Source organism: Rheinheimera sp. KL1, assembly GCF_001275035.1.
Taxonomy (GTDB): Bacteria; Pseudomonadota; Gammaproteobacteria; order Enterobacterales; family Alteromonadaceae; genus Pararheinheimera; species Pararheinheimera tangshanensis.
In genome coordinates this window covers 63955-85219 of record NZ_LAMX01000008.1, presented here as the reverse complement: position 1 = coordinate 85219, position 21265 = coordinate 63955, and the positions used below count along the sequence as shown (strand labels likewise).

The following is a 21265-nucleotide window of genomic DNA, read 5'->3' as shown; positions in this document are numbered from 1 at the left end:
CATCAACCACTGGATCGGTCAACCGATCTGAAAAATGCTTATCTGATCGGCATTACCGCTGCTGCGGGCTTTTTCACAACCAAAATTACTGACTGAAGGTTTTGCTTAAGTTTGCTATTTCAGCTGCTTGCTGATGCAAACGTTTATTGTTGTCAGCGACCAGTTGCATATTATTTAAGTTTTCGTCGGCAATATGCTGGATATTTTGCACATTGCTTGCCACTTCGCTGGCAACCTGGCCTTGTTGAGTGGCTGCAGTGGCGATTTGCGATGATAAATGATCGATGGTGTTCACCATCGCCACTATATCAGTCAGTTGTTCTGTACTGTGGGTGGTTTGAGTGACACATTCTTCTACCTGCTCGCGGCTTTGGGTCATAGTTTTGCCCCAGCTCAGTAAAGTTTGCTGAATTTCACCAATAGAGCGCTGTATTTGCTCTGTGGCTTTATGAGTGCGTGATGACAGGGCACGGACTTCATCAGCAACAACAGCAAAGCCGCGACCATGTTCACCAGCCCGTGCTGCTTCGATAGCAGCGTTTAACGCCAATAAGTTGGTTTGATCTGCTATTCCCTGAATCTCTGTCATGACTGCACCAATGCGTTCAGCTTCAACCGCTAAGTTATCTGCTGTACTGGCTGCGCCCTGAACTTCTACCGCTAGTTTTTTTACTGTGTTAGCGGTTAATTGCATGACTTGTTCAGCCTGATGACAAATCTGCTGCGCTTCGCCCACTTTCTGATTGGTTTCACCTGTACGTTCGGCAATATCCAGTACTGTGCTACTTAATTGTTGAGTGGCAGCAGCAATAGACACCAGTTGTTGACTTTGTTGATGAATACCACGTTCTGTTAAATGCACAGCTTCTTCCAGCGTATCGGCAATACTGGTTAGTTTGTTAGTGCTATCTTTGGTACGGCCTAACACAGTGCGCAAACGAGCCTGATGCATCTGGTGACGGAAATCTGCGACTGAAAATGCGGTTTTACCGCTGTAGATATAACGGGATACCGAGTCAAAATCTTGCTTAATCTTCAGTAGCTGGGCTGGAATATCTACTAATTCTTCATACATCAGTATAAAGAAAATGGCTGGAATAAGTAACGCCAGCCATAACGCATGAGACCAGAGTAATGCGCCAGCAGTGATTAAAATTAAACTGCACAACAGAGCAATCAGTCGACGTAAACTGCTATTGCCACTCCACTGGCTAACTGCTTTGCCGGAATTAATTGCCTGATAACAACGATCGGCTCTTTGGATCAAATCCGGGCTCGCTTTGACTCGTACTGATTGGTAACCCACCAGTTGTTGTTGCTGATAAATAGGGGTAACAAAAGCATCGACCCAATAATAACGGCCGTCCTTACAGCGATTCTTGACCATGCCGCGCCAGGATTGCCCTTGTTTTAAGTGGCTCCAAAGATCAGCAAAAGCGGCTGCAGGCATGTCTGGGTGACGCACCAGATTATGGTTTTTACCGACAAGTTCATCCTCGCTGTATCCTGCCACCTGACAAAACGCAGGGTTTGCATAAGTGATAACGCCACGGGTATCTGTAGTGGAGACAAGCTCTTGTCCGGCGTCGTACTGAACTTCCTGGTCAACTAGGTGCTGGTTGCGGCGGTTCATGCATATTTCCTTTTTATTTATCATTCAGTTAATCTGGATCAAAGCGGCGGCATTATTTCAAAGATCTCTCAGATAAGCGAGCCTAGGAGCATTATGCAAGTATCTGCCATTATGACCAGAAAGTTGACTATGGTTGACCCGGATATGAGTTTGTCTGTCTTAAAAGATATTTTTAACCAGTCAAAATTTCAGCATGTGCCTGTGGTTGATGCCAGCCGACGTTTGGTAGGTATAGTTTCAGTAAAGGATTATTTCAAAGCACTGGCTCCAGTGATGGATGCCGCTTCAGAAAAAACCTTAGATATTTTTGTCACCAGTCGTAAAATTAAGCATGTGATGACCAGCCCTGTGATTGCGGTGCCTGAAGACTGTCCAGTAGTGAAAGCAGCGGCTTTATTGCTCAAACACAATATTGGTTGTTTGCCTGTGACTGATCTGGATAACCTGGCTATAGGTATAGTGTCGTGGAAAGATATTATGCGGGTTGTAGTATTGCAGGCGGCGCGCAAAAGCAGATTAGCTTATGGTGCCTCGTCTGAAGAAGAGTAAACTAACAGCATCATTTTTTGTCAGAGAAACTTAATCTGCCGGCGCTCTTGTTTTTTAATTTAAGTCGCCCCATTTTATGCTCTGCTTTTTATTCAGAATTAAGGGATCAGCTTGAGTCATTTCCTCGAACAACGTCTGGCTGCGCTTGGCACCACGTCATTTAAAACTGCGATTAAAGGGATCAGACGGGGTATTGAGCGGGAGACATTGCGGATCAAACCCGATGGTCAACTGGCACAAACCGATCATGCGAAAGCTTTAGGTTCGGCTTTAACTCATCCTTTAATCACTACAGATTTTTCTGAGTCTTTGCTTGAGTTTATTACTCCAGCGCAGACTAATATAGAAGTTACGCTAAAACAGCTGACCGACATCCATAAGTTTGCTCTCTCTCACATTGGTGAAGAACGGCTGTGGGCTGGTTCAATGCCTTGTTATATCGATAATCAGGACGAGATCCGCCTGGCGCAGTACGGCAGCTCTAATGTCGGTACTATGAAAACTGTCTACCGTCAGGGTCTTAAAAACCGTTATGGCAGTATGATGCAGGCTATCAGTGGTGTGCATTTTAACTTCTCTATCCCACAAGAGTTTTGGCAGCAGTATCAAGAGTTATTAGGCGATACCAGTTCGTTACAGGACTTTATTTCTGCTCAGTACCTGCACTTAATTCGTAACTACAAAAGATATGTCTGGCTGGTGGTGTATTTGTTTGGTGCGTCACCTGCAATGTGCAGCTCGTTTTTGCAGGGGCGTGAACCTAAATACAAGTTCCAGACCTTGGGTAAAGGCTCTTTGTATTTACCTTATGCTACCTCCTTGCGGATGAGTGATTTGGGCTACACCAACAGTGCTCAGTCCAGTTTGAATATCAGTTACAACAACCTGCCTGATTATATTCAAGGCCTGCGCCAGGCTATTTCGACGCCTTCTGCAGAATATGCTTCTATTGGCATCAAAGTGGACGGCGAATATCAGCAACTGAACAACAATATTCTGCAAATCGAAAACGAATTCTATTCGACTATTCGACCAAAACGAACCACTCAAAGTGGGGAACGACCAACTTGTGCATTAAAACGCCGTGGTGTCGAATATATTGAAGTGCGGGCTTTAGACGTGAACCCATTCAGTGCTGTAGGCATAAATGCGGAGCAAATGCGCTTTCTCGATTTGTTCTTAATTTATTGTTTATTAGAGCAAAGTCCGGATTTATCTGCTGAAGAACAAACGATCACAGAGCAGAATTTACGTAAAGTTGTTACTGACGGTCGCCGACAAAATCTGGATTTGAATGACCAAGGGCAGCCTCGGTTGATGTTGGACTGGGCAGAGCAGTTATTTGCCGATCTAATGCCGATTGCCGAGTGGATGGACGCAGCTTATGGTGGTGATGCCTATAAAGCTGTGATGAAAGAGTTTTATTTAGGCTTGCTTGATCCAAACCAAACTTACTCAGGCAAGTTACTCAGTCGTTTAATAGCGCAGCAACAGGACAGCCCTTATTATGCCTTGTCTTTGGCAGAGCAGTACAGACAGCAACTGGCGGCGATGGATTATCAAATTTATAGCGAGGCTGAGTTTGAAAAAATGGCCGAGCAATCTTTACGTGAACAACAAGAGATCGAGCAGGCAGATGACCTGAGTTTTGATCAGTATCTCGAACGATACTTTGCTGATTTATAAAGATTAAACCGGATTTTGAATCCGGTTTTTGTTTACAAATTCCTTATCTTACAGATAAAAAAACGGCCAGCAAGCTGGCCGTGAAAACTAAGGATAAGGATAATCCAGGGATGAAAAACAAAAACTTGGTTGAATCCATTCATTGGGTTAGTCTGAGTTGTGTTTTAAAAAGTTCAGCGTCCGATGAAAAAAATTAAAAAAACTTTACTCTTCTTATCACTAGCCACAGCACTGACAGGTTGCGCGACAGCTCCGCCAAAAAATAGCTCTAATTTATGTGACATATTCCGCGAACATGACGATTGGTATGATGCCGCCGCGGATATGCGCGATAAATGGGACGTGCCTATTCATGTGCCTATGGCGATGATGTATCAGGAAAGCAGCTTTAAGCATGATGCGCAGCCTCCGATGCAGTATTGGTTCGGATTTATTCCTGTCGGTCGGGCCAGTACAGCTTATGGTTATGCTCAAGTGAAAGATGAAACCTGGGAAGACTATGGTCGGGAGACGGGCAGTTATTTTGCGGCCCGCTCCAACTTTGACGATGCGCTGGATTTTATGGGTTGGTATATCAATAAAAGCAGCCGTATTAATAGAGTATCGAAGTCGGATGCCTATGCTCAGTACCTGAATTATCACGAGGGCTGGGGCGGTTATAAGCGTGGCAGCTACTATAAAAAGCGCTGGTTGATGGAAACGTCCCGCAAGGTTCAGCAGCGTGCAACCATGTATCAACGTCAGTTGCAGAGCTGTGAAGACGAGTTTAAAAGCGGCTGGTTTTTTGGTTTGTTTGGTTAACTCAATCCAGTTGTGTAGAGGAAAATGCCATGGCTGGAGCGCGGTTTATCCGCGCCCGGCTCAAATTTTAAATTCAAGTACGACGGAATCTATTAATCCTGCTGTAAGTGAGGCATTAACCGCACTGTCTTAATCATATTGTCCTGCACTTCGATAATCTCCATAGGGCAGCCTGCCAAGGTTAAACCCAAGCTGGCTTCCGGAATTTCTTCCAGGTATTCCAACACCAGACCATTTAAGGTCTTAGGGCCGTCTGTTGGAAAGTTCAGCTGCATATCGCGGTTTAAATCTCTTAAGTTGATACCGCCGTCGACCAGATAACTACCATCGGCTTGAGGCTGAATTTCGTTATTCTGATGATCTGCGATATCGGTAGTGAAGTTACCTACTACCTCTTCAAGTATATCTTCTAAGGTCACTAAACCCTGAATATCACCGTACTCATCCACTACCAGACCTATACGCTCTTTCGAGCTTTGAAACTTATGTAGCTGGGTATTGAGTGGGGTATTTTCCGGAATAAAATAAATTTCCCGCACTGAACGTAATAAAGAGGCTTTATTCAGTTGTTCTTTCAATGCTAAGCGAGCCAGCTCGCGGCTATGGATAAAACCCAAAGCATCATCAACGCTGTCACGGTACAACAAAATTCGGTTGTGTTGACTGTTAGACAGCTGGCGTACTATGTCTTTCCATTCGTCGTTAATATCGACCCCAACTAATTCGTTACGGGGGATCATAATATCTTCCACTGTGGCTTTTTCTAAGTCCAGCACTCCGACCAGCATATTTTGGTGTTGTTGCGGAATTAAAGCTCCGGCCTCGTGCACTACAGTGCGCAGTTCTTCAGAGCTTAAGCTGCTGCCGTGATGTTGTTCAGCACTGACCCCTAGCCAGCCTAAAAAAGTATTGCAGATTTTATTCAGTAACCAGACCACAGGATAAAGCACTTTCATCAGGGGTTTGAGCACTACAGAACTAGGAAAAGCCACTCGTTCCGGATGCAAAGCTGCCAGTGTTTTTGGTGTCACCTCGCCAAAAATCAGGATAATCACTGTCAGCGCTACTGTGGCTATGGCAATACCAAAATCGCCGTAGAGTCGAAGACCAATCACTGTCGCAATTGCAGAAGCGGCAATATTGACCAGATTATTCCCCACCAGAATCAAACCAATCAGCCGATCACGGCGTTCCAGCATTGCTGTGACGCGCAGCGCAGCTTTATGCTGTTCATTGGCCAGATGTTTAAGCTTGTATGGGTTCACCGACATCATGCCGGTTTCAGAAGCTGAGAAGAATGCAGAACATAACACCAGCAGTCCCAATATGATAAAGAGGGTGCTGGTTGAGATCTCGTCCAAAAGTACTGTACCTGTAGGGCTAATCGAAGCTATTTGATATTATGAAGTGCCCGCCAAGTCAAGCCTTAATGACCCTTAGCGGTAAAAAGCTGTTATCCGAGCCGTTCCAGTATCACTTCACGCACGAAACGACTGCCAAAATAAGCCAGAGTCAGCAAAGTACTGCCAGTAAAGGTTAATGCAATGGCCAGACGACCACGCCAACCTAATTGAGCATGACCCCATAACAGCACCACAAACACCAGAAAGGCGATGGAACTCAAAATATTTTTATGCAGGTTATGTGCAGCCAGCCAGTTATCAGTAAAGGCTGCTCCACTGAATAAAGTTAAACCCAGTAATAAAGTACCGAGCAATAACACTCTGAACTGCAGCTGTTCTACCTGAAGCAGAGGCGGCAAGAACTGATTACCCAGCATAAAGTCTTTTTGTTTTAGTTTTTTACTAATGTAGTGCACTTGCAGAGAGTGGAGAGTGGCGACTATGAGCAGCGTATAGGCGACGAAGGCTACTATGATATGCATCAGTAATATAGGATTGTGTTCAAAGTGTTGCATTTGCACTTCAGTCGGTAGCGCCAGAACCGCTAATTGCGTCAGCGCTGAAAAACCATAGACTATCGGAAGCAATAAGACGGTTGGGGTACGAAGAGCCGTGACAGTAATAGCTGTGCTGATCAGCCAACATACCAGTGAGATCACATTCAACAAACTGAAGTTTTGGCCAGAGTCCGCAAAAATTGAGTCAGCCAGAAACAGCATGTGGCAGACGATAGCTATTAAAGCTGCACTGAACATCAATTTATAGTTCGGGCCTTGTGGATGCACCAGACGTGACAAGACCATTACTGTTGCCAGCAGATAACCAACTAATGCCACACCGGGTAACAGCTCAACTAACATAAATCAGATCCTGTTGATTCGTGAAGATTTAACATTCTATTGCAAATTACTCGCATTTGACAGCCTAAGCTGAGGTATTCAGAGTAACAGCTTCTGCTCAGATGGCGGCTGACTGCTAACTCGCATCTTGAGGTCACTTGGGTATATAATCCGGCAATATTGTATATCAGGTGCTAAGTTATGTTTGAAAACCTGTCGGACCGCCTAACCAAAACGCTGAAGAACATCAGTGGTCGTGGTCGTTTAACTGAAGATAATATCAAAGAAACCTTACGTGAAGTAAGGATGGCTCTGTTAGAAGCTGACGTTGCTTTGCCTGTAGTGCGTGACTTTGTCAATCAGGTCAAAGAACGCTCAGTAGGTATTGAAGTCAGTAAAAGTCTGACACCTGGTCAGGAATTTCTGAAAATCGTCCGTAAAGCATTAGAAGATGCGATGGGCGAAGCGAACGAAGAGCTGGCGCTTAATGTTCAGCCACCTGCTGTGGTTTTAATGGCAGGTTTACAGGGGGCGGGTAAAACCACTTCTGTCGGTAAACTGGCTAAGTTCTTAAAAGAGCGCAAAAAGAAAAAAGTATTGGTGGTCTCTGCTGACGTCTATCGTCCTGCTGCTATTAAGCAGTTAGAAACGCTGGCTAAAGAAGTGGGTGTGGAGTGTTTCCCAAGCGACGTGACACAAAAGCCTATAGATATAGTCAACGCGGCTATAGCTCATGCCCGCTTACAAATTTTTGATGTGCTGCTCGTCGACACCGCTGGTCGTCTTCATGTGGATGAAGAAATGATGGGTGAAATCAAAGCACTGCATGCTGCGGTGAAACCTATCGAAACTCTGTTTGTGGTCGATGCCATGACAGGCCAGGATGCGGCCAATACAGCGAAAGCTTTTAATGAAGCTTTGCCTCTGACCGGTGTGATCCTGACTAAAGCCGATGGTGACGCTCGTGGTGGTGCTGCTTTATCTATTCGTCATATCACCGGTAAGCCGATTAAGTTTATCGGTATGGGCGAAAAAACTGACGCCTTAGAGCCATTCCATCCGGATCGTATCGCCTCCCGTATTCTGGGTATGGGCGATGTGATGAGCCTGATTGAGCAAATCGAGCAGAAGGTTGATAAAGAACAAGCCGCTAAAGTCGCTGCCAAAGTGATGAAAGGGCAGGGCTTTAGTTTAGAAGACTTCCGTGACCAGCTTGTACAGATGCGTGGTATGGGTGGCATGATGTCGATGCTGGACAAATTACCTGGCATGAAAAATTTACCGGCTGGTGCTATGGATCAGATGGGTAATAAGCAGTTCAATAAAATGGAAGCCATTATTAATTCCATGACGAAAAAAGAGCGCTTGTTTCCGGATTTAATCAAAGGCTCGCGGAAAAAACGTATAGCTGCAGGTTCAGGTACCCAAGTGCAGGATGTGAACCAACTGCTGAAGCAATTTACCCAAATGCAGAAAATGATGAAGCAGATGTCGGGTAAAGGCGGCTTGATGAAGATGATGCGAGGCATGGGTGGCAAGTTACCGCCTGGACTGTTACCTCCACGTTAAGCCCTGCAGCCGAGCTTTGTTGTTGGCTTTGGCAAAAGCTGAAATATGCTGCCAAAGCCCGAAAAACCTTGCAAAGCAGGTAAAAATCCGTACAATTCACCGACCCCACGGTCTGACCGCGGGGTTTGTTATTTTTTTAAATCCTGAACGATTATTAGAGGACGGTATGGTAACTATTCGTTTACAACGTGGTGGCGCGAAAAAGCGTCCATTTTACCAAGTTGTGGTAGCGGACAGCCGTTTTGCCCGTGATGGCCGCTTCATTGAGCGCGTGGGTTTTTTCAACCCAATCGCTAGCGGTACTGAAGAGCAAACGCGTATTGACTTAGAGCGTATCAACCACTGGGTATCGCAAGGCGCTTCTTTAAGCGACCGCGTTGCTTCATTGGTGAAAGCTGCTAAGAAAACTGCTGCTTAATAGCTAAAATAAATAAAGGTCGGAGTTTCACCTTGAACGGTAAAGATTTAGTTGTCTTAGGTAAGTTTGGCGCCGTTTACGGCATCAACGGGTGGCTAAAAGTAAACTCCTATACCGATATCCCGGAAGGGATTTTTGATTACACACCCTGGCAAATTCAAGTGCAGGGTAACTGGCGTCAAATGCAAATCTCCGGTAAAAAACGACATGGCAACGGCCTGATCGTAAAACTGGCAGACGTGGCTGACCGCGACCAGGCTCAACTCTACGTCAATGCGGATATCGCAGTAGAGCGTTCTGCATTACCTCAGCTTGCTGAAGGTGATTTCTATTGGCGTGACCTGATGGGCATGGCAGTAGTGAACGAGGCTGGTTATCACTTAGGTGAAGTGGTCGACATGATGGAAACTGGCTCAAACGACGTTCTCGTTGTGAAGGCCAATAAATCCGATGCATTTGGCAAGACGGAGCGTTTACTCCCTTTCCTGACTGACTCTGTCATTAAGGAAGTGAATAACGCTGAACGACGTATCTTAGTAGACTGGGATCCGGACTTTTAATGTCGCAGCAAGCTGGTTTGTGGGTTGGGGTTATTACTCTGTTCCCGCAGATGTTTGATGCTATAACAAAGTTTGGTGTAACAAGCCGTGCTGTAAAGCAGGGATTGTTACAGGTAGAGTGCTGGAATCCGCGGGATTATACTTCGGATAAACACAATACCGTCGATGATCGCCCCTTTGGTGGTGGTCCAGGTATGCTAATGATGGTGCAGCCGCTGACCGACGCTATTCGCGCCGCCAAGCAAGCTGCCGGAGGAGATGTACATACGGTGTATTTGTCGCCGCAAGGCCGCAAATTAGACCAAAAAGGTGTGCAGGAACTTTCACGTTACCCGAAACTGCTGTTAGTGGCAGGCCGTTACGAAGGCATTGATGAACGCGTAATTGAAACCGAAATTGACGAAGAATGGTCAATTGGGGATTACGTGCTGAGTGGAGGCGAGTTGCCTGCGATGACGCTGATTGATGCGGTATCGCGACTAGTACCTGGCGTACTGGGGCACGAAGAGTCGGCAGAACAGGATTCGTTTGCAACTGGTTTGTTAGACTGCCCACACTACACCAGACCTGCGGTGTTAGCAGACAAAGAGGTTCCACCGGTGTTGCTGAGTGGACACCATGAAAATATACGACGCTGGCGTCTGAAGCAGGCTCTTGGTAGAACCTGGTTAAGACGGCCGGATATGTTAAATGCCCTGGCTCTGACTAAGGAGCAACGCAAATTACTGGATGAATTCCAATTGGAACACCAGGCGTTGCAGCAACACGATAGTTAATTCCAGGTAAAGTGAGATTGTTATGAGCAAAGTTAGCCAAAACATTATCAAGCAACTTGAAGACGAACAGTTAAAAACTGACGTGCCAGCATTTGGCCCAGGTGACACTGTAGTAGTTCAGGTTAAAGTAAAAGAAGGCGATAAAACGCGTCTGCAGGCATACGAAGGTATCGTTATTGCTAAACGTAACCGTGGTCTGCATTCATCTTTTACAGTTCGTAAAATTTCCAACGGCGAAGGTGTTGAGCGTGTATTCCAGACGCACAGCCCTATGATTGACAGCATTACGCTGAAACGCCGTGGCGCAGTCCGCCGTGCCAAGCTTTACTACTTACGCGATCGTTCAGGTAAATCAGCGCGTATCCGCGAAAAGCTTAACTAAGCGACTGGAAAGGCTGACCTTGTGTCAGCCTTTTTTTTATGTCTACGGAAGGACGGTATGTCGCAACTGTCGGGAACGTTGTTGCGACGATGTCGCAGCCATCTTTGGCGCTCACCCTTTGGGCCAATGCTTCGCATTGTTAAAAATTGATCCTGACAATTTTTTATTCGCAGCCATCCGTGGCGCTCACCCTTTGGGCCAATGCTTTGCATTGTTAAAAATTGATCCTGACAATTTTTTGGTCTCTAATGTGATTATGCATACCGAACTGCAAGATGATTTAGTAACCGCACTCGAAGCTTTCCTGTTGTCCAGACAAGGGGAGATCAGCGAGCAGGAATTGCTGCACCATTTAAAAGCCTTTTTCCCCGAACCCCGCTCTCTCGCCGTCGACTCTTTGTTATTCCAACAACACTTTATTCTTTATCATCATTTGTTTGTACTGCAGGCGCAGTGGCAGCAGGAGCAAGTAGCCTTGTTGCATATTGGTTATGCCAAAGTGATGGTTTATACGGTGACATCGTTACCCGATAATGCAGTGGCGTTATGGCAAGAGCAGCAGGAGAAAGCTGCCTATTATCTGGACTGGCAGAATATGCGTGCTATGACGGATGATAAATTACAGTCTTTGTTAAATGAGTTTTGGAAAAAACTGGAGCTGCATCAACAAAATAAAGCGCTCGATACAGGTTTCTGCAGCAGAAATGGCAGTTAAGCCGCCCTTATTCTGTCGCCCAGTTGAAAAGAAACTACCGACAGCAGGCTCTGCGTTTGCATCCGGATAAAGGTGGCGATGCTGCAGCTTTTCAGTTATTGCAGCAGGAATACCAATGGCTGCTGGCTGAGCTATCTTCGTAGAGCCGCACTATAAAAGTGCTGTAACTTAGCCTTTATCAATCACTTAGCTTTATCCTGTTCTATCCATACTTTATAAAGCCCACTACAATAGCTGTATTGTGTTGCAACGCGACAAGGACCCTGAAGTGGATTCCGCCAGTTTTATTGAAAAACGCCGTTTTATTGTCAAGCTTGGCAAAATGCTGCATAAGTTTGGCACCCCAGCTTACCGCCTAGAAGCGCACTTACAGGAAGTAGCCAAGTTGCTGCAAATAGGTGGCTCTTTTGCTATTACGCCTACAGTGCTGACTTTTGTGCTTTGGATCCCTGGCGATGAAAATGAATACACTCATATTTCCCGAGTAAGCCCCGGCGAGCTTGATTTAGGTGCATTGTCTTATACAGATGAGCTGGTTGACCAGCTTGCCAGCAGTAAACTGACCTTACAGGATGTCAATCAACGGCTGGATCAAATTGCTGCTGCGCCTAACCCTTACTCCCGTTGGGCTACCTTTGCGGCTTTTGGTGCTGCGGGTGGCGCTTTTGCCATGTTAATGCGCGCCAGCTGGCATGATGTATTCTGGGCTACAGTACTAAGCCTGATTGTGTATTTGTTTGTACTCTGGTCGATGAAGTCGCGCCGTGTGGCTCATATGCTGGAGCCATTAGTGGCTTTGGTTTCGGCTTTGTTGGCGACAGCTGTGGCTGTGTATATCGACCCGATGATCAACGTACCTTTGGTGGTTTTATCTGCCATCATCGTCTTTATTCCTGGCCTGGCTTTAACCCTGGGTTTAGCTGAGCTCGCCGCCCGTCATTTGGTGTCAGGTACAGCCCGTGTAATGGATGCGGTGATGTTGTTGTTTAAACTGTATTTTGGTGCTTTCTTAGGCGTAGCTTTAGGTCAGGTATTGTTCGGCCAAATCCCGCCACAAATCGCACCTTCAGTACCGCAGTGGACCAGTTGGTTAGCTGTCGCTATTTTATGTGTCAGCTTAGTGGTGGTGTTTAAAGCCAGATTGCGGCACGCGCTCTGGGGGCTGTTATCAGGTTTTATTGCTTATGCAGCCAGCTTGTGGGGCGCTTATTATCTGGGATTAGCACTAGGAGCTTTTGTCGGAGCTTTTGCTGTAGGTCTATACGGTAACCTATTTAACAGACTGATGAATGCACCGGCCAGCATAGTCTCTTTGCAGGGCATGATCGTACTGGTGCCTGGCAGTAAAACTTATATAGGCTTAAATGCTTTTGTTTCGGGCCAGCAGATGGTGGCGACTGATCAATTGGGTCAGCAAACCTTTCTGATTTTTATGTCGCTGGTGGCAGGCTTTATATTTGCCAACGTGGCATTGCCACCAAGAAAGGCGTTGTAGCAAATTCGATTTTCGTTATACCCAAAGCTAATCTGCTGAAACAAATGACCGGGGCGAGAAGCACAGCGACGATGGCCCGTCAGGGCGCCGCCAGTAAAAGCATTGCCAATAGTTTGGCAATGCCCGGATGAGCGTAAGTGGCTCTGCCCACTGGCCGGAAAATTTTGCATGACAGCAAAATATAAAAAAGCTGCGATTAACGCAGCTCTTGTAGTAACTTCTCTAAGCGGTCTTTTAAGTCGCTGAATAACAGTGGTTTTCGCATCAGTTGCACTGATTCAGGTAAGCCGCCACCAGCTGCAATTTCTGCATCTGTTAGTGCTGTCACAACAATAATTTTCATATTTTCGTGACGTGGAGAGAGTTTCAGTTCACGGATCATCTGAAAACCGTCCAGTTCAGGCATCTGCAAATCTGAGATCAAAATTTGTGGTGCCCATTCGCCGATTTTCAACAAACCGGCAATGCCGTTGGTGACAGATTGCAAGCTGATGGGTAAATCCCAGGATTCAATTTGCAGGCTATAAAGTTGTTTCAGTAACTCGTCATCTTCAGCGAGTAAAATGCGAACTGAATTATCAACAGGTTGGGTTTGATTTTTCAGCAGAAGGCGTTCGACAGAAGACTGGGTGACACGACGATGACCACCTGGAGTTTTCCAGGCGTCCAGAGCACCTTTTTCTACCCACAACTGCACCGTGCGTAAAGAAACGCCAAGCAAATCAGCAGCTTGTTGAGTCGACAATAAAGGTTCTGTGTGCTTACTTTTGTTCATACGGAGCTAATGGGTATCATATTTTGTATTTTTATCAATTCTAGACGAGAACACAGGCCGCTGTCACTTTATTTTTTGTGATTTTCAACCGCTTTTTTTCAGCTAGGGGTCCTTCTCCTTTTGCTTGAACGGCAAAATAGTTGCACAAGGTTTTTGCTGCGGTTTTTGCGTCTTGCATAACAGTTCCAGAGCATCCTGCATCCGGCTCATTTCCGACAACATGAGTTGATAGGCTCTGGTTAGCCGGACCAGGGGAGCTTTATATCTCAATTGTTCTGACTGTAGCCTGAATAAGGTTTGTTGAATGGCTTTTCTTCCCTCGTTATCAGTCTGCGCGTCGATCAGTTCCTGGTTCAATTTCTGCTGTAACCGATCCAGTGCAGCCGGATCTTGTTTTGCCATATGCAGTAATTCATCGAAAGCTGGTAGCGGTGAATAGGTGGAAGCAGCCATAACAGCGCCTATTTGCAAAAAAGAGAAGTTGTTTCTTAGTGTAGACCATTCATTTCAGCTTGTTATTCGTATTGTTTGAGTAGCAGGTGATGGGCTTAGAACATTTCATAGTGCATTCACAATTATGATGTAAATTAATTTATACAATTCCTCTTTGTCTGTTGTTTTTGGTTTAGGCCCTTATTTGTTTGGCTTTAATGGTTGACTTGTTTAGCTTTGGTTTTTAATATGCTTCTATTCGTAATTAATTAAATACGTGTTGTAAATATAAGTTTACTGGTGTTCTGCTTGCATTTATCAAGTAAAACCGGCGCTTTGGCAACGCATGATGCAAACAGGAGCATAAAAATGACTAAGATAGTTGACGATTTACGTATAGTATCGGAGCAGTTATTAAGCCCGCCTGCGGTGTTAAAACAGGCTTTACCTTTATCAGGTGCAGGTTCTGACTTTATTCAGAAATCCCGTCAGGAAATTGCTGACATAGTACATGGTCGTGATCCACGTTTGTTGGTGATCACAGGTCCTTGCTCTATCCATGACCCGGTGTCCGCTATGGATTACGCCCGTCGCTTGAAACAGTTGCAACTGCAATACAAGGATACCTTGTATATCGTAATGCGGGTGTACTTCGAAAAACCCCGCACTACGGTCGGCTGGAAGGGATTTATTAATGATCCGCATCTGGATGACTCTTTTGATCTGGAAACAGGTTTAACTAAAGGCCGTCGTTTACTGCTTGATTTAGTCGAGATGGAATTGCCTGCTGCTACTGAAGCCTTAGATCCGATCAGTCCGCAGTACTTATCTGATTTAATCAGTTGGGCAGCCGTCGGAGCCCGTACTGTGGAGTCACAAACTCACCGTGAAATGGCCAGTGGCTTGTCGATGCCGGTTGGCTTTAAAAATGGCACGGATGGGAATTTAAATATCGCACTGAATGCGCTGCAATCAGCTGCCAGTGGTCACAGCTTTATTGGTATTAACCAAAAAGGTCAGGTCTCTTTGGTGCAAACCGCCGGAAACCCGGATGGCCATGTGATTTTGCGTGGCGGCTCTAAACCTAATTACGACGAAGACAGCGTGCAGGCAGCCTTGGCTGCGCTGCGTAAACATGGTTTACCTGAAGGTTTGGTGATTGACTGTAGCCATGGCAATTCCAGTAAAGATCACAACAGGCAAGGTATTGTGGCTCAGTCTGTGATTGAGCAGCGTGTCAAAGGCAACAAAGCCATTATCGGTATTATGCTGGAAAGTCATATTCATGCCGGGCGTCAGGATTTGGTAGATGGTAAAGCCGAACTTTACGGTGTATCTGTAACAGACGCTTGTATAGACTGGGCCACCACTGCCGAGTTGTTGGCAGGTTTAGAACAGCAGCTATCCTTAGCTGAATCCTCTGAAGTGGCAGCCTGAGAAGAAAATATGAATGATGCGTTAAATACGGCTGAGCCAATGACTGCTCTGCTACCACTGCGTCAGCAAATCGATGTATTGGACAGTCAATTGGTTGAATTGTTGGCGAAAAGAGCTGCAGTGACCGCAGAAGTAGGCAGGGTAAAGCAGCTTTATGCTTTACCTTTGTATGTGCCTGAACGTGAACAGTCCTTGATTAAAGCGCGCCGGCAGCAAGCCGAGCAGGCGGGTGTCTCAGCCGATTTGATTGAAGATGTATTACGCCGGGTGATGCGCGAGTCGTACCAGACGCAGGAAGCAGGCTTTGTTTGTTGCCGTACCCAAGGAGACAAAGTTGTTGTAGTGGGCGGTGCAGGTGCTTTAGGTCAACGTTTTGTCAGTTTATTTCAGCGTTCAGGCTACAGCGTGGAAGTGCTGGAACAAGATAACTGGCATCAGGCAAAAGCTATGGTGCAAGGCGCAGCTTTGATACTGATCGCAGTGCCTATTGCCGTGACTGAACAGGTTATAGCTCAGTTGCCTGAATTAGATGCTGACACAGTGCTGGCTGATTTAACCAGTACCAAAACCGGGCCTTTGACTGCCATGCTGGCCAAACACAGCGGAGCCGTAGTGGGTTTGCATCCTATGTTTGGTCCTGATATCAGTAACATCGCCAAGCAAGTAGTGGTCGTCAGTCATGGGCGTAATGTTGAACACTACCAGTGGCTGATCCAGCAGTTTAAAGTCTGGGGCGCTGTACTGACCGAAAAATCTGCACAGCAGCATGATGAATTGATGCAACTTATTCAGGCGATGCGTCACTTTAGCTCTTTAGTTTATGGCGTGCATTTGGCCGAAGAGCGGGCTGATTTACAGCAGTTGCTGGAATTAAGTTCCCCTATTTACCGGTTGGAGCTGGCGATGGTGGGCAGACTCTTTGCACAAAATGCTGAGCTTTACGCTGACATTATGTTGTCCTCCAGTGCTGTCACGGGGTTATTGCAGCGTTATCAGCACAGGTTTAATCAATTATCACACTTGTTAGCGGCAAGGGACAAAGCAGGTTTAATGGCGGAGTTTGCCAAGGGCCAGCAGTTTTTTGGACCCTTGGCTGATCAGTTTTTGCAGGAAAGTCGCCGTTTGCTACAAAAAGCCTCGGACGAACGTAGTTAAATTAAGTCCTTTCAGTTATATACCCAGAGCCAGTAACTAAAGCTGGCTCATTTTATTGGAGAGCTTTACACTCAAATCTGATGAACACTTTTATCTGTATGGAAAGTCATTGATTTCAATTTGGTTTCGTAAGCTGCTTCGCGTTGTTAAATATCTGGTGATCCTGGCCTTGAGTCTGGTGATTTTATTCGCCTTTGTACCAGTTCCCGTCACTGGAGTAATGATTGAACGGCAAATTCAGGCGCTGTGGAATAATCATAAAAGTTATGAATTGCAGCATGACTGGGTGCCTTTTGAACAAATTTCCGCTGCGATGAAACAAGCGGTCGTGGCGGCTGAAGATCAAAAGTTTCCGGATCACTATGGCTTTGATACCGCAGCTATCGAAAAGGCACTGGAGTACAACAGCAGAGGCCGGAAAGTGCGTGGTGCTTCCACCATCAGCCAACAAACTGCAAAGAATGTGTTTTTATGGACGGGCCGCAGCTGGTTTCGCAAAGGGCTGGAGCTGGTGTTTACTGGTCTGATTGAGCTAACCTGGGGCAAGGAACGCATTTTAGAAGTGTATTTAAATAGTGTGGAGTTTGGTCCCGGAGTTTTTGGGGTTGAGGCTGCCGCGCAGAAATTTTTTAAACGACCCGCCAGCAAGTTGAGTCGCCATCAGGCAGCATTGCTAGCCGCTGTTTTGCCTAATCCACTGCGTTTTAAAGTACAAAGTCCTTCGCCTTATGTTTACAAACGCCAGCAATGGATTTTAAAACAAATGAGGCAATTAGCCCCGATAGAACAGCGCTTTGCTGATAATTAAATCTAGTATGACTTTTTCATGACTATGATGTGACTGTCCGATGAAGATTTCCGATTTTTAACGCTTTTTCGCTGCAAACTTTGCTCAGGCTGTTTAGGATCTGCCGCAACTGAAGAGTTGAAGCGGAGTTTGATCATGGGCAAAAGAACATCTGAATTTATGCGCTCTGTGCATATAAAAACTATCCAGGCCGATTTACAGCAAGGGAAAAGCATCGAGGATGCAACGCAGCACCTGCGTTTTGTTGGCGTCTGCGAGGATGAGATGATCGAGCTTTTAATCGAAGCTGGATACAATCCTGAGCACTATGCCATTCAGGGTTCTGAGTATTCAGGTATTTAAGTGGGCCGTTCTGCGATGGTGGAAATAAAAATGCAAAAAAGCAGGGACTGCATGCAGTCCCTGAAGCGCTGGGTATAGAACAGGAATAGAGCTGCGTCTTGCTACAGCCATAGCTAAGATGCCCAAACGCTGTGTCCGTTCTGTGACACCCCGCGCTTCTGCTCTGGTGAATACGTATTCAGCCGATTTTTTATCTTATTTGGGTAATTTGTGATTTTTCTGCAGGAAAAACAGGTCGGATTAGAGGAATTTTCTGCAAAATAAAGTATCCTTTGCGCACTTTTAACCGGCTTGGGGTACTCCATGCGTTTTTACTTCCCTCTGATCATCATTGATGAAGATTTCAGATCCGAAAATACCAGTGGTTCAGGCATTCGTGAACTGGCTGCAGCCATTGAGGCTGAAGGCATGGATGTGGTGGGTTACACCAGTTATGGTGACCTGACCTCTTTTGCTCAACAACAAAGCCGGGCCGCTGGTTTTATTTTGTCTATTGATGACGAAGAATTTGGTGGCGGCTCTGTGGAAGACAGCCAATCGGTGCTGGAAAACCTTAAAGGTTTTGTTGATAAAATCCGTCATCGCAATCCGGATATTCCAATTTATCTGTACGGAGAAACCCGTACTTCTCGCCATATCCCTAATGCAATTTTACGTGAACTGCATGGTTTTATTCATATGCACGAAGACACGCCAGAGTTTGTGGCGCGTCATATTATTCGTGAAGCGAAAAGTTATTTAGATACCCTGGCTCCACCGTTTTTCCGCGCCTTAACCAACTATGCACAGGATGGCTCCTACTCCTGGCATTGTCCTGGACACTCAGGCGGTGTGGCCTTTTTAAAATCGCCTGTGGGTCAGATGTTCCACCAATTTTTTGGTGAAAACATGTTACGTGCTGATGTCTGTAATGCGGTCGATGAGTTAGGTCAGTTATTGGATCACACAGGTCCTGTGGCGGCTTCAGAGCGCAATGCGGCTCGTATTTTTAATGCGGATCATTTGTTTTTTGTCACCAATGGCACTTCTACCTCCAACAAAATCGTCTGGAACTCCACAGTGGCTCCGGGTGATATAGTTGTGGTTGACCGTAACTGCCATAAGTCTATTTTGCACGCCATTATGATGACAGGGGCTGTGCCGGTATTTTTAATGCCAACGCGCAACCACTACGGCATTATTGGCCCTATCCCACGCAGTGAGTTTGAACCTGCGACCATTCGTAAGAAAATGCTGGCCAATCCATTTTGCCGTGAAAAGTTGGAACAAAATCCAGATGTTAAACCACGGGTTTTGACTATTACTCAGTCGACTTATGATGGCGTCTTGTATAACGTCGAGGAAATTAAGTCGCTGCTGGATGGCGAAATTGAAACCCTGCACTTTGATGAAGCCTGGTTACCTCATGCCGCTTTCCATGATTTCTATGGCGATTATCACGCGATAGGGGAAGGCCGTCCACGTTGTGAAACTTCGATGGTGTTCTCGACTCAGTCGACACATAAGCTGTTAGCTGGTATTTCACAGGCGTCACAAATCCTGGTGCAGGATGCGCAGCAGAACAAGCTGGATCAGCATCTGTTTAATGAAGCTTATCTGATGCATACCTCGACCAGTCCGCAATACGCCATTATTGCCTCCTGTGATGTGGCTGCAGCCATGATGGAAGCGCCAGGTGGCACAGCCTTAGTAGAAGAGTCGCTGGACGAAGCTCTGGAGTTCCGCCGAGCTATGCGCAAAGTCGACGACGAATATGGGGATGATTGGTGGTTTAAGGTGTGGGGACCGGATGATTTAACAGACGAAGGTCTGGATCACCGCGATGCCTGGATGTTAAAAGCGGGCGAGAGCTGGCATGGTTTCGGTGATATAGCTGAAGGTTTTAACCTGCTCGACCCTATTAAAGCCACCATTTTGACACCAGGTTTAAACGTCGACGGTGATTTTGATGAGTCAGGTATTCCAGCTGCTATTGTGGCTAAATATCTTGCCGAACACGGCGTGGTCATTGAAAAAACCGGTCTATACTCGTTTTTCATTATGTTTACCATCGGCATTACCAAAGGCCGTTGGAATACCATGGTGACAGCGCTGCAGCAGTTTAAAGACGATTACGATAAAAACGCGCCATTGTGGCGGGTATTGCCGGAATTTATCGCCAAGTACCCTCAATACGAACGTATTGGTTTAAAGGACTTATGTGATCAAATTCACCAGATCTACCGCGAAAACAACGTCGCCAAGATGACCACAGAGATGTATTTATCTGAGCTGGTACCAGCGATGAAACCATCCAAAGCTTTTGCTGCCATGGCACACAAAGAGCTGGATCGGGTGCCGCTGGATGATCTGATCGGCCGTATTACCGCTGTGATGTTAACGCCTTACCCACCTGGTATCCCGCTATTAGTGCCGGGTGAAGTGTTCAACACTGTGATAGTGGACTATCTGAAATTCGCCCGCGAATTTAATGGTCGTTTCCCGGGCTTTGAGACTTATATTCACGGTCTGGTCAGTGAAGAGCGCAACGGCAAAACAGAATATTTTGTCGACTGTGTAAAAGCGCAATAACGGATGACTGGGTCAGAGTCAAAGACTCTGGCCCAGCTGATAACAATCACAAATCGCTTGCCAGGCTTGCTCTGGTGTATCAACAAACTGAATAAGCTCCAGATCTTCTGCTTTAATTAATCCTTCCTCGACCAGCATGTCGAAGTTAATCAAACGATTCCAGAAGCTTTTATCGTAAAGTATGACGGGTACTGTGTTGGCTTTGCCGGTTTGCAATAAGGTCAAAGTTTCAAACAACTCATCCAGAGTGCCAAAACCTCCGGGGAAGGCGACTAAAGCTCGTGCTCGTTGCAAGAAGTGCATTTTACGAATAGCAAAATAGTGAAAACGAAAGCAAAACTCTGGTGTGATATAAGGGTTAGGTTTTTGCTCGTGCGGCAGCACTATATTCAGACCAATACTTTGACCACCTGCCTGATAAGCGCCTTTATTGGCGGCTTCCATCACACCTGGTCCACCACCACTGATAATCATCAGAGAGCTATCTGGACAATCTTTGCTGTGCTGAGTGACTAATCTTGAAAATTCGGCCGCCGCTTCGTAATAGACACTGTTTTTCAGCTGTCGCTGAGCCTCTCTTAATTGCTGCTGCAGTGCTACAGCATCCGGCTGTTGGGTCAATTTAGTCTGGGCTACAGCAATCATCTGTTCAGCCTGCTGACGTGAAACAAAACGAGCACTGCCGAAGACAACAACTGTCGCATTGATTTGATGCTGCTCGAGGATCAACTGAGGTTTCAAGTACTCCAACTGCAAACGTACATGCCGTAGTTCGTCCTGCATCAAAAAATCATTATCTGCAAAAGCCAGCTTGTAAGAGGGATGCTCAAGTAAATCCTGACTTTGTTGCTCTGTTGCTTCACGGGCAGAACTCAGATGGCGTTGATACAGCGGATTATCAGCAGACATAAAAAGACTC

22 protein-coding genes are annotated in these 21265 nt (G+C 46.1%); 16 read left to right on the top strand and 6 right to left on the bottom strand.

Annotated elements, in window-relative coordinates:
• Nucleotides 1-85 precede the first annotated feature (85 nt).
• Nucleotides 86-1633 carry a methyl-accepting chemotaxis protein gene (locus WH43_RS03535; RefSeq protein WP_053423268.1) on the bottom strand — a complete coding sequence of 516 codons (1548 nt, stop codon included), beginning with the start codon at nt 1631-1633 and terminating at the stop codon, nt 86-88.
• Nucleotides 1634-1726: 93 nt separating this feature from the next.
• Between WH43_RS03535 and WH43_RS03530 the strand changes: the two genes are divergently transcribed.
• The 3 genes from WH43_RS03530 (at nt 1727) to WH43_RS03520 (ending at nt 4669) form a co-directional block, all read left to right on the top strand.
• Nucleotides 1727-2182 (top strand): CBS domain-containing protein, encoded by a 456-nt coding sequence (locus WH43_RS03530; RefSeq protein ID WP_053423267.1) that lies wholly within the window; start codon nt 1727-1729, stop codon nt 2180-2182.
• 111 nt (nt 2183-2293) lie between these two features.
• The gene (gene gshA / locus WH43_RS03525; protein ID WP_053423266.1) at nt 2294-3868 is read left to right on the top strand and encodes a glutamate--cysteine ligase; all 1575 of its coding nucleotides are present in this window, start codon (nt 2294-2296) and stop codon (nt 3866-3868) included.
• A gap of 183 nt (nt 3869-4051) precedes the next feature.
• Entirely contained in the window at nt 4052-4669 is a 618-nt protein-coding gene (locus WH43_RS03520; RefSeq protein ID WP_053423265.1) for a transglycosylase SLT domain-containing protein, read from the top strand.
• A 92-nt stretch (nt 4670-4761) separates the two neighbouring features.
• Here the strand turns inward: WH43_RS03520 and WH43_RS03515 are convergent, their stop codons facing one another.
• Both WH43_RS03515 and WH43_RS03510 read right to left on the bottom strand, forming a co-directional pair.
• Nucleotides 4762-6030, bottom strand: coding sequence for an HlyC/CorC family transporter (locus WH43_RS03515; protein ID WP_053423264.1), 1269 nt, complete (start codon nt 6028-6030; stop codon nt 4762-4764).
• 92 nt (nt 6031-6122) lie between these two features.
• A complete protein-coding gene (locus tag WH43_RS03510; protein ID WP_053423263.1) occupies nt 6123-6932 on the bottom strand; it encodes a cytochrome C assembly family protein in 810 nt (269 codons plus the stop codon).
• Between the two features lie 180 nt (nt 6933-7112).
• Between WH43_RS03510 and ffh the strand changes: the two genes are divergently transcribed.
• From ffh to WH43_RS03475, 8 genes are all read left to right on the top strand, one after another.
• Complete coding sequence (gene ffh, locus WH43_RS03505; RefSeq protein WP_053423262.1) at nt 7113-8480, top strand: signal recognition particle protein; 1368 nt, start codon at nt 7113-7115, stop codon at nt 8478-8480.
• A gap of 166 nt (nt 8481-8646) precedes the next feature.
• Complete coding sequence (rpsP, locus tag WH43_RS03500; RefSeq protein WP_008898077.1) at nt 8647-8898, top strand: 30S ribosomal protein S16; 252 nt, start codon at nt 8647-8649, stop codon at nt 8896-8898.
• A 32-nt stretch (nt 8899-8930) separates the two neighbouring features.
• Nucleotides 8931-9458, top strand: a complete 528-nt coding sequence (gene rimM, locus WH43_RS03495; protein WP_053423261.1) for a ribosome maturation factor RimM — start codon at nt 8931-8933, stop codon at nt 9456-9458.
• Entirely contained in the window at nt 9458-10234 is a 777-nt protein-coding gene (gene trmD / locus WH43_RS03490; protein WP_502694030.1) for a tRNA (guanosine(37)-N1)-methyltransferase TrmD, read from the top strand. Before rimM ends, trmD begins: the two co-directional genes overlap by 1 nt.
• 22 nt (nt 10235-10256) lie before the next feature.
• The gene (rplS, locus tag WH43_RS03485; RefSeq protein ID WP_046518264.1) at nt 10257-10616 is read left to right on the top strand and encodes a 50S ribosomal protein L19; all 360 of its coding nucleotides are present in this window, start codon (nt 10257-10259) and stop codon (nt 10614-10616) included.
• A gap of 256 nt (nt 10617-10872) precedes the next feature.
• Nucleotides 10873-11331: a DNA-J related domain-containing protein gene (locus WH43_RS03480; protein WP_286049441.1), complete on the top strand. Its 459-nt coding sequence runs from the start codon at nt 10873-10875 to the stop codon at nt 11329-11331.
• Nucleotides 11332-11354: 23 nt separating this feature from the next.
• Nucleotides 11355-11474 (top strand): hypothetical protein, encoded by a 120-nt coding sequence (locus WH43_RS19990; protein ID WP_286049437.1) that lies wholly within the window; start codon nt 11355-11357, stop codon nt 11472-11474.
• A gap of 125 nt (nt 11475-11599) precedes the next feature.
• Nucleotides 11600-12826, top strand: coding sequence for a threonine/serine exporter family protein (locus WH43_RS03475; RefSeq protein ID WP_053423259.1), 1227 nt, complete (start codon nt 11600-11602; stop codon nt 12824-12826).
• Between the two features lie 196 nt (nt 12827-13022).
• On the opposite strand, the gene WH43_RS03470 is transcribed toward WH43_RS03475, so the two are convergent.
• Both WH43_RS03470 and WH43_RS03465 read right to left on the bottom strand, forming a co-directional pair.
• Nucleotides 13023-13601: a response regulator gene (locus WH43_RS03470; RefSeq protein WP_053423258.1), complete on the bottom strand. Its 579-nt coding sequence runs from the start codon at nt 13599-13601 to the stop codon at nt 13023-13025.
• 102 nt (nt 13602-13703) lie between these two features.
• Nucleotides 13704-14054: a DUF3135 domain-containing protein gene (locus WH43_RS03465; RefSeq protein ID WP_053423257.1), complete on the bottom strand. Its 351-nt coding sequence runs from the start codon at nt 14052-14054 to the stop codon at nt 13704-13706.
• 348 nt (nt 14055-14402) lie between these two features.
• Here WH43_RS03465 and WH43_RS03460 point away from each other — a divergent pair, with 348 nt between their 5' ends.
• From WH43_RS03460 to WH43_RS03440, 5 genes are all read left to right on the top strand, one after another.
• Nucleotides 14403-15470 (top strand): 3-deoxy-7-phosphoheptulonate synthase, encoded by a 1068-nt coding sequence (locus tag WH43_RS03460; RefSeq protein ID WP_053423256.1) that lies wholly within the window; start codon nt 14403-14405, stop codon nt 15468-15470.
• A gap of 9 nt (nt 15471-15479) precedes the next feature.
• The gene (gene tyrA, locus WH43_RS03455; RefSeq protein WP_082335667.1) at nt 15480-16625 is read left to right on the top strand and encodes a bifunctional chorismate mutase/prephenate dehydrogenase; all 1146 of its coding nucleotides are present in this window, start codon (nt 15480-15482) and stop codon (nt 16623-16625) included.
• Between the two features lie 109 nt (nt 16626-16734).
• Complete coding sequence (gene mtgA / locus WH43_RS03450) at nt 16735-17433, top strand: monofunctional biosynthetic peptidoglycan transglycosylase (RefSeq protein ID WP_082335666.1); 699 nt, start codon at nt 16735-16737, stop codon at nt 17431-17433.
• Nucleotides 17434-17568: 135 nt separating this feature from the next.
• A complete protein-coding gene (locus WH43_RS03445) occupies nt 17569-17775 on the top strand; it encodes a head-tail connector protein (RefSeq protein WP_053423255.1) in 207 nt (68 codons plus the stop codon).
• A 303-nt stretch (nt 17776-18078) separates the two neighbouring features.
• A complete protein-coding gene (locus WH43_RS03440) occupies nt 18079-20346 on the top strand; it encodes an arginine/lysine/ornithine decarboxylase (RefSeq protein WP_053423254.1) in 2268 nt (755 codons plus the stop codon).
• Between the two features lie 18 nt (nt 20347-20364).
• Here the strand turns inward: WH43_RS03440 and WH43_RS03435 are convergent, their stop codons facing one another.
• Entirely contained in the window at nt 20365-21255 is an 891-nt protein-coding gene (locus tag WH43_RS03435; RefSeq protein ID WP_053423253.1) for an LOG family protein, read from the bottom strand.
• Between the last annotated feature and the right edge of the window lie 10 nt (nt 21256-21265).

Excerpts from the sequence above, each read along its gene's own strand:
- WH43_RS03535 (WP_053423268.1), bottom strand. The coding sequence starts at position 1,633 with ATGAACCGCCGCAACCAGCACCTAGTTGACCAGGAAGTTCAGTACGAC.
- WH43_RS03530 (WP_053423267.1), top strand. The coding sequence starts at position 1,727 with ATGCAAGTATCTGCCATTATGACCAGAAAGTTGACTATGGTTGACCCG.
- WH43_RS03520 (WP_053423265.1), top strand. The coding sequence starts at position 4,052 with ATGAAAAAAATTAAAAAAACTTTACTCTTCTTATCACTAGCCACAGCA.
- WH43_RS03510 (WP_053423263.1), bottom strand. The coding sequence starts at position 6,932 with ATGTTAGTTGAGCTGTTACCCGGTGTGGCATTAGTTGGTTATCTGCTG.
- ffh (WP_053423262.1), top strand. The coding sequence starts at position 7,113 with ATGTTTGAAAACCTGTCGGACCGCCTAACCAAAACGCTGAAGAACATC.
- rpsP (WP_008898077.1), top strand. The coding sequence starts at position 8,647 with ATGGTAACTATTCGTTTACAACGTGGTGGCGCGAAAAAGCGTCCATTT.
- trmD (WP_502694030.1), top strand. The coding sequence starts at position 9,458 with ATGTCGCAGCAAGCTGGTTTGTGGGTTGGGGTTATTACTCTGTTCCCG.
- rplS (WP_046518264.1), top strand. The coding sequence starts at position 10,257 with ATGAGCAAAGTTAGCCAAAACATTATCAAGCAACTTGAAGACGAACAG.
- WH43_RS03480 (WP_286049441.1), top strand. The coding sequence starts at position 10,873 with ATGCATACCGAACTGCAAGATGATTTAGTAACCGCACTCGAAGCTTTC.
- WH43_RS03470 (WP_053423258.1), bottom strand. The coding sequence starts at position 13,601 with ATGAACAAAAGTAAGCACACAGAACCTTTATTGTCGACTCAACAAGCT.
- WH43_RS03465 (WP_053423257.1), bottom strand. The coding sequence starts at position 14,054 with ATGGCTGCTTCCACCTATTCACCGCTACCAGCTTTCGATGAATTACTG.
- WH43_RS03460 (WP_053423256.1), top strand. The coding sequence starts at position 14,403 with ATGACTAAGATAGTTGACGATTTACGTATAGTATCGGAGCAGTTATTA.
- tyrA (WP_082335667.1), top strand. The coding sequence starts at position 15,480 with ATGAATGATGCGTTAAATACGGCTGAGCCAATGACTGCTCTGCTACCA.
- WH43_RS03445 (WP_053423255.1), top strand. The coding sequence starts at position 17,569 with ATGGGCAAAAGAACATCTGAATTTATGCGCTCTGTGCATATAAAAACT.
- WH43_RS03440 (WP_053423254.1), top strand. The coding sequence starts at position 18,079 with ATGCGTTTTTACTTCCCTCTGATCATCATTGATGAAGATTTCAGATCC.
- WH43_RS03435 (WP_053423253.1), bottom strand. The coding sequence starts at position 21,255 with ATGTCTGCTGATAATCCGCTGTATCAACGCCATCTGAGTTCTGCCCGT.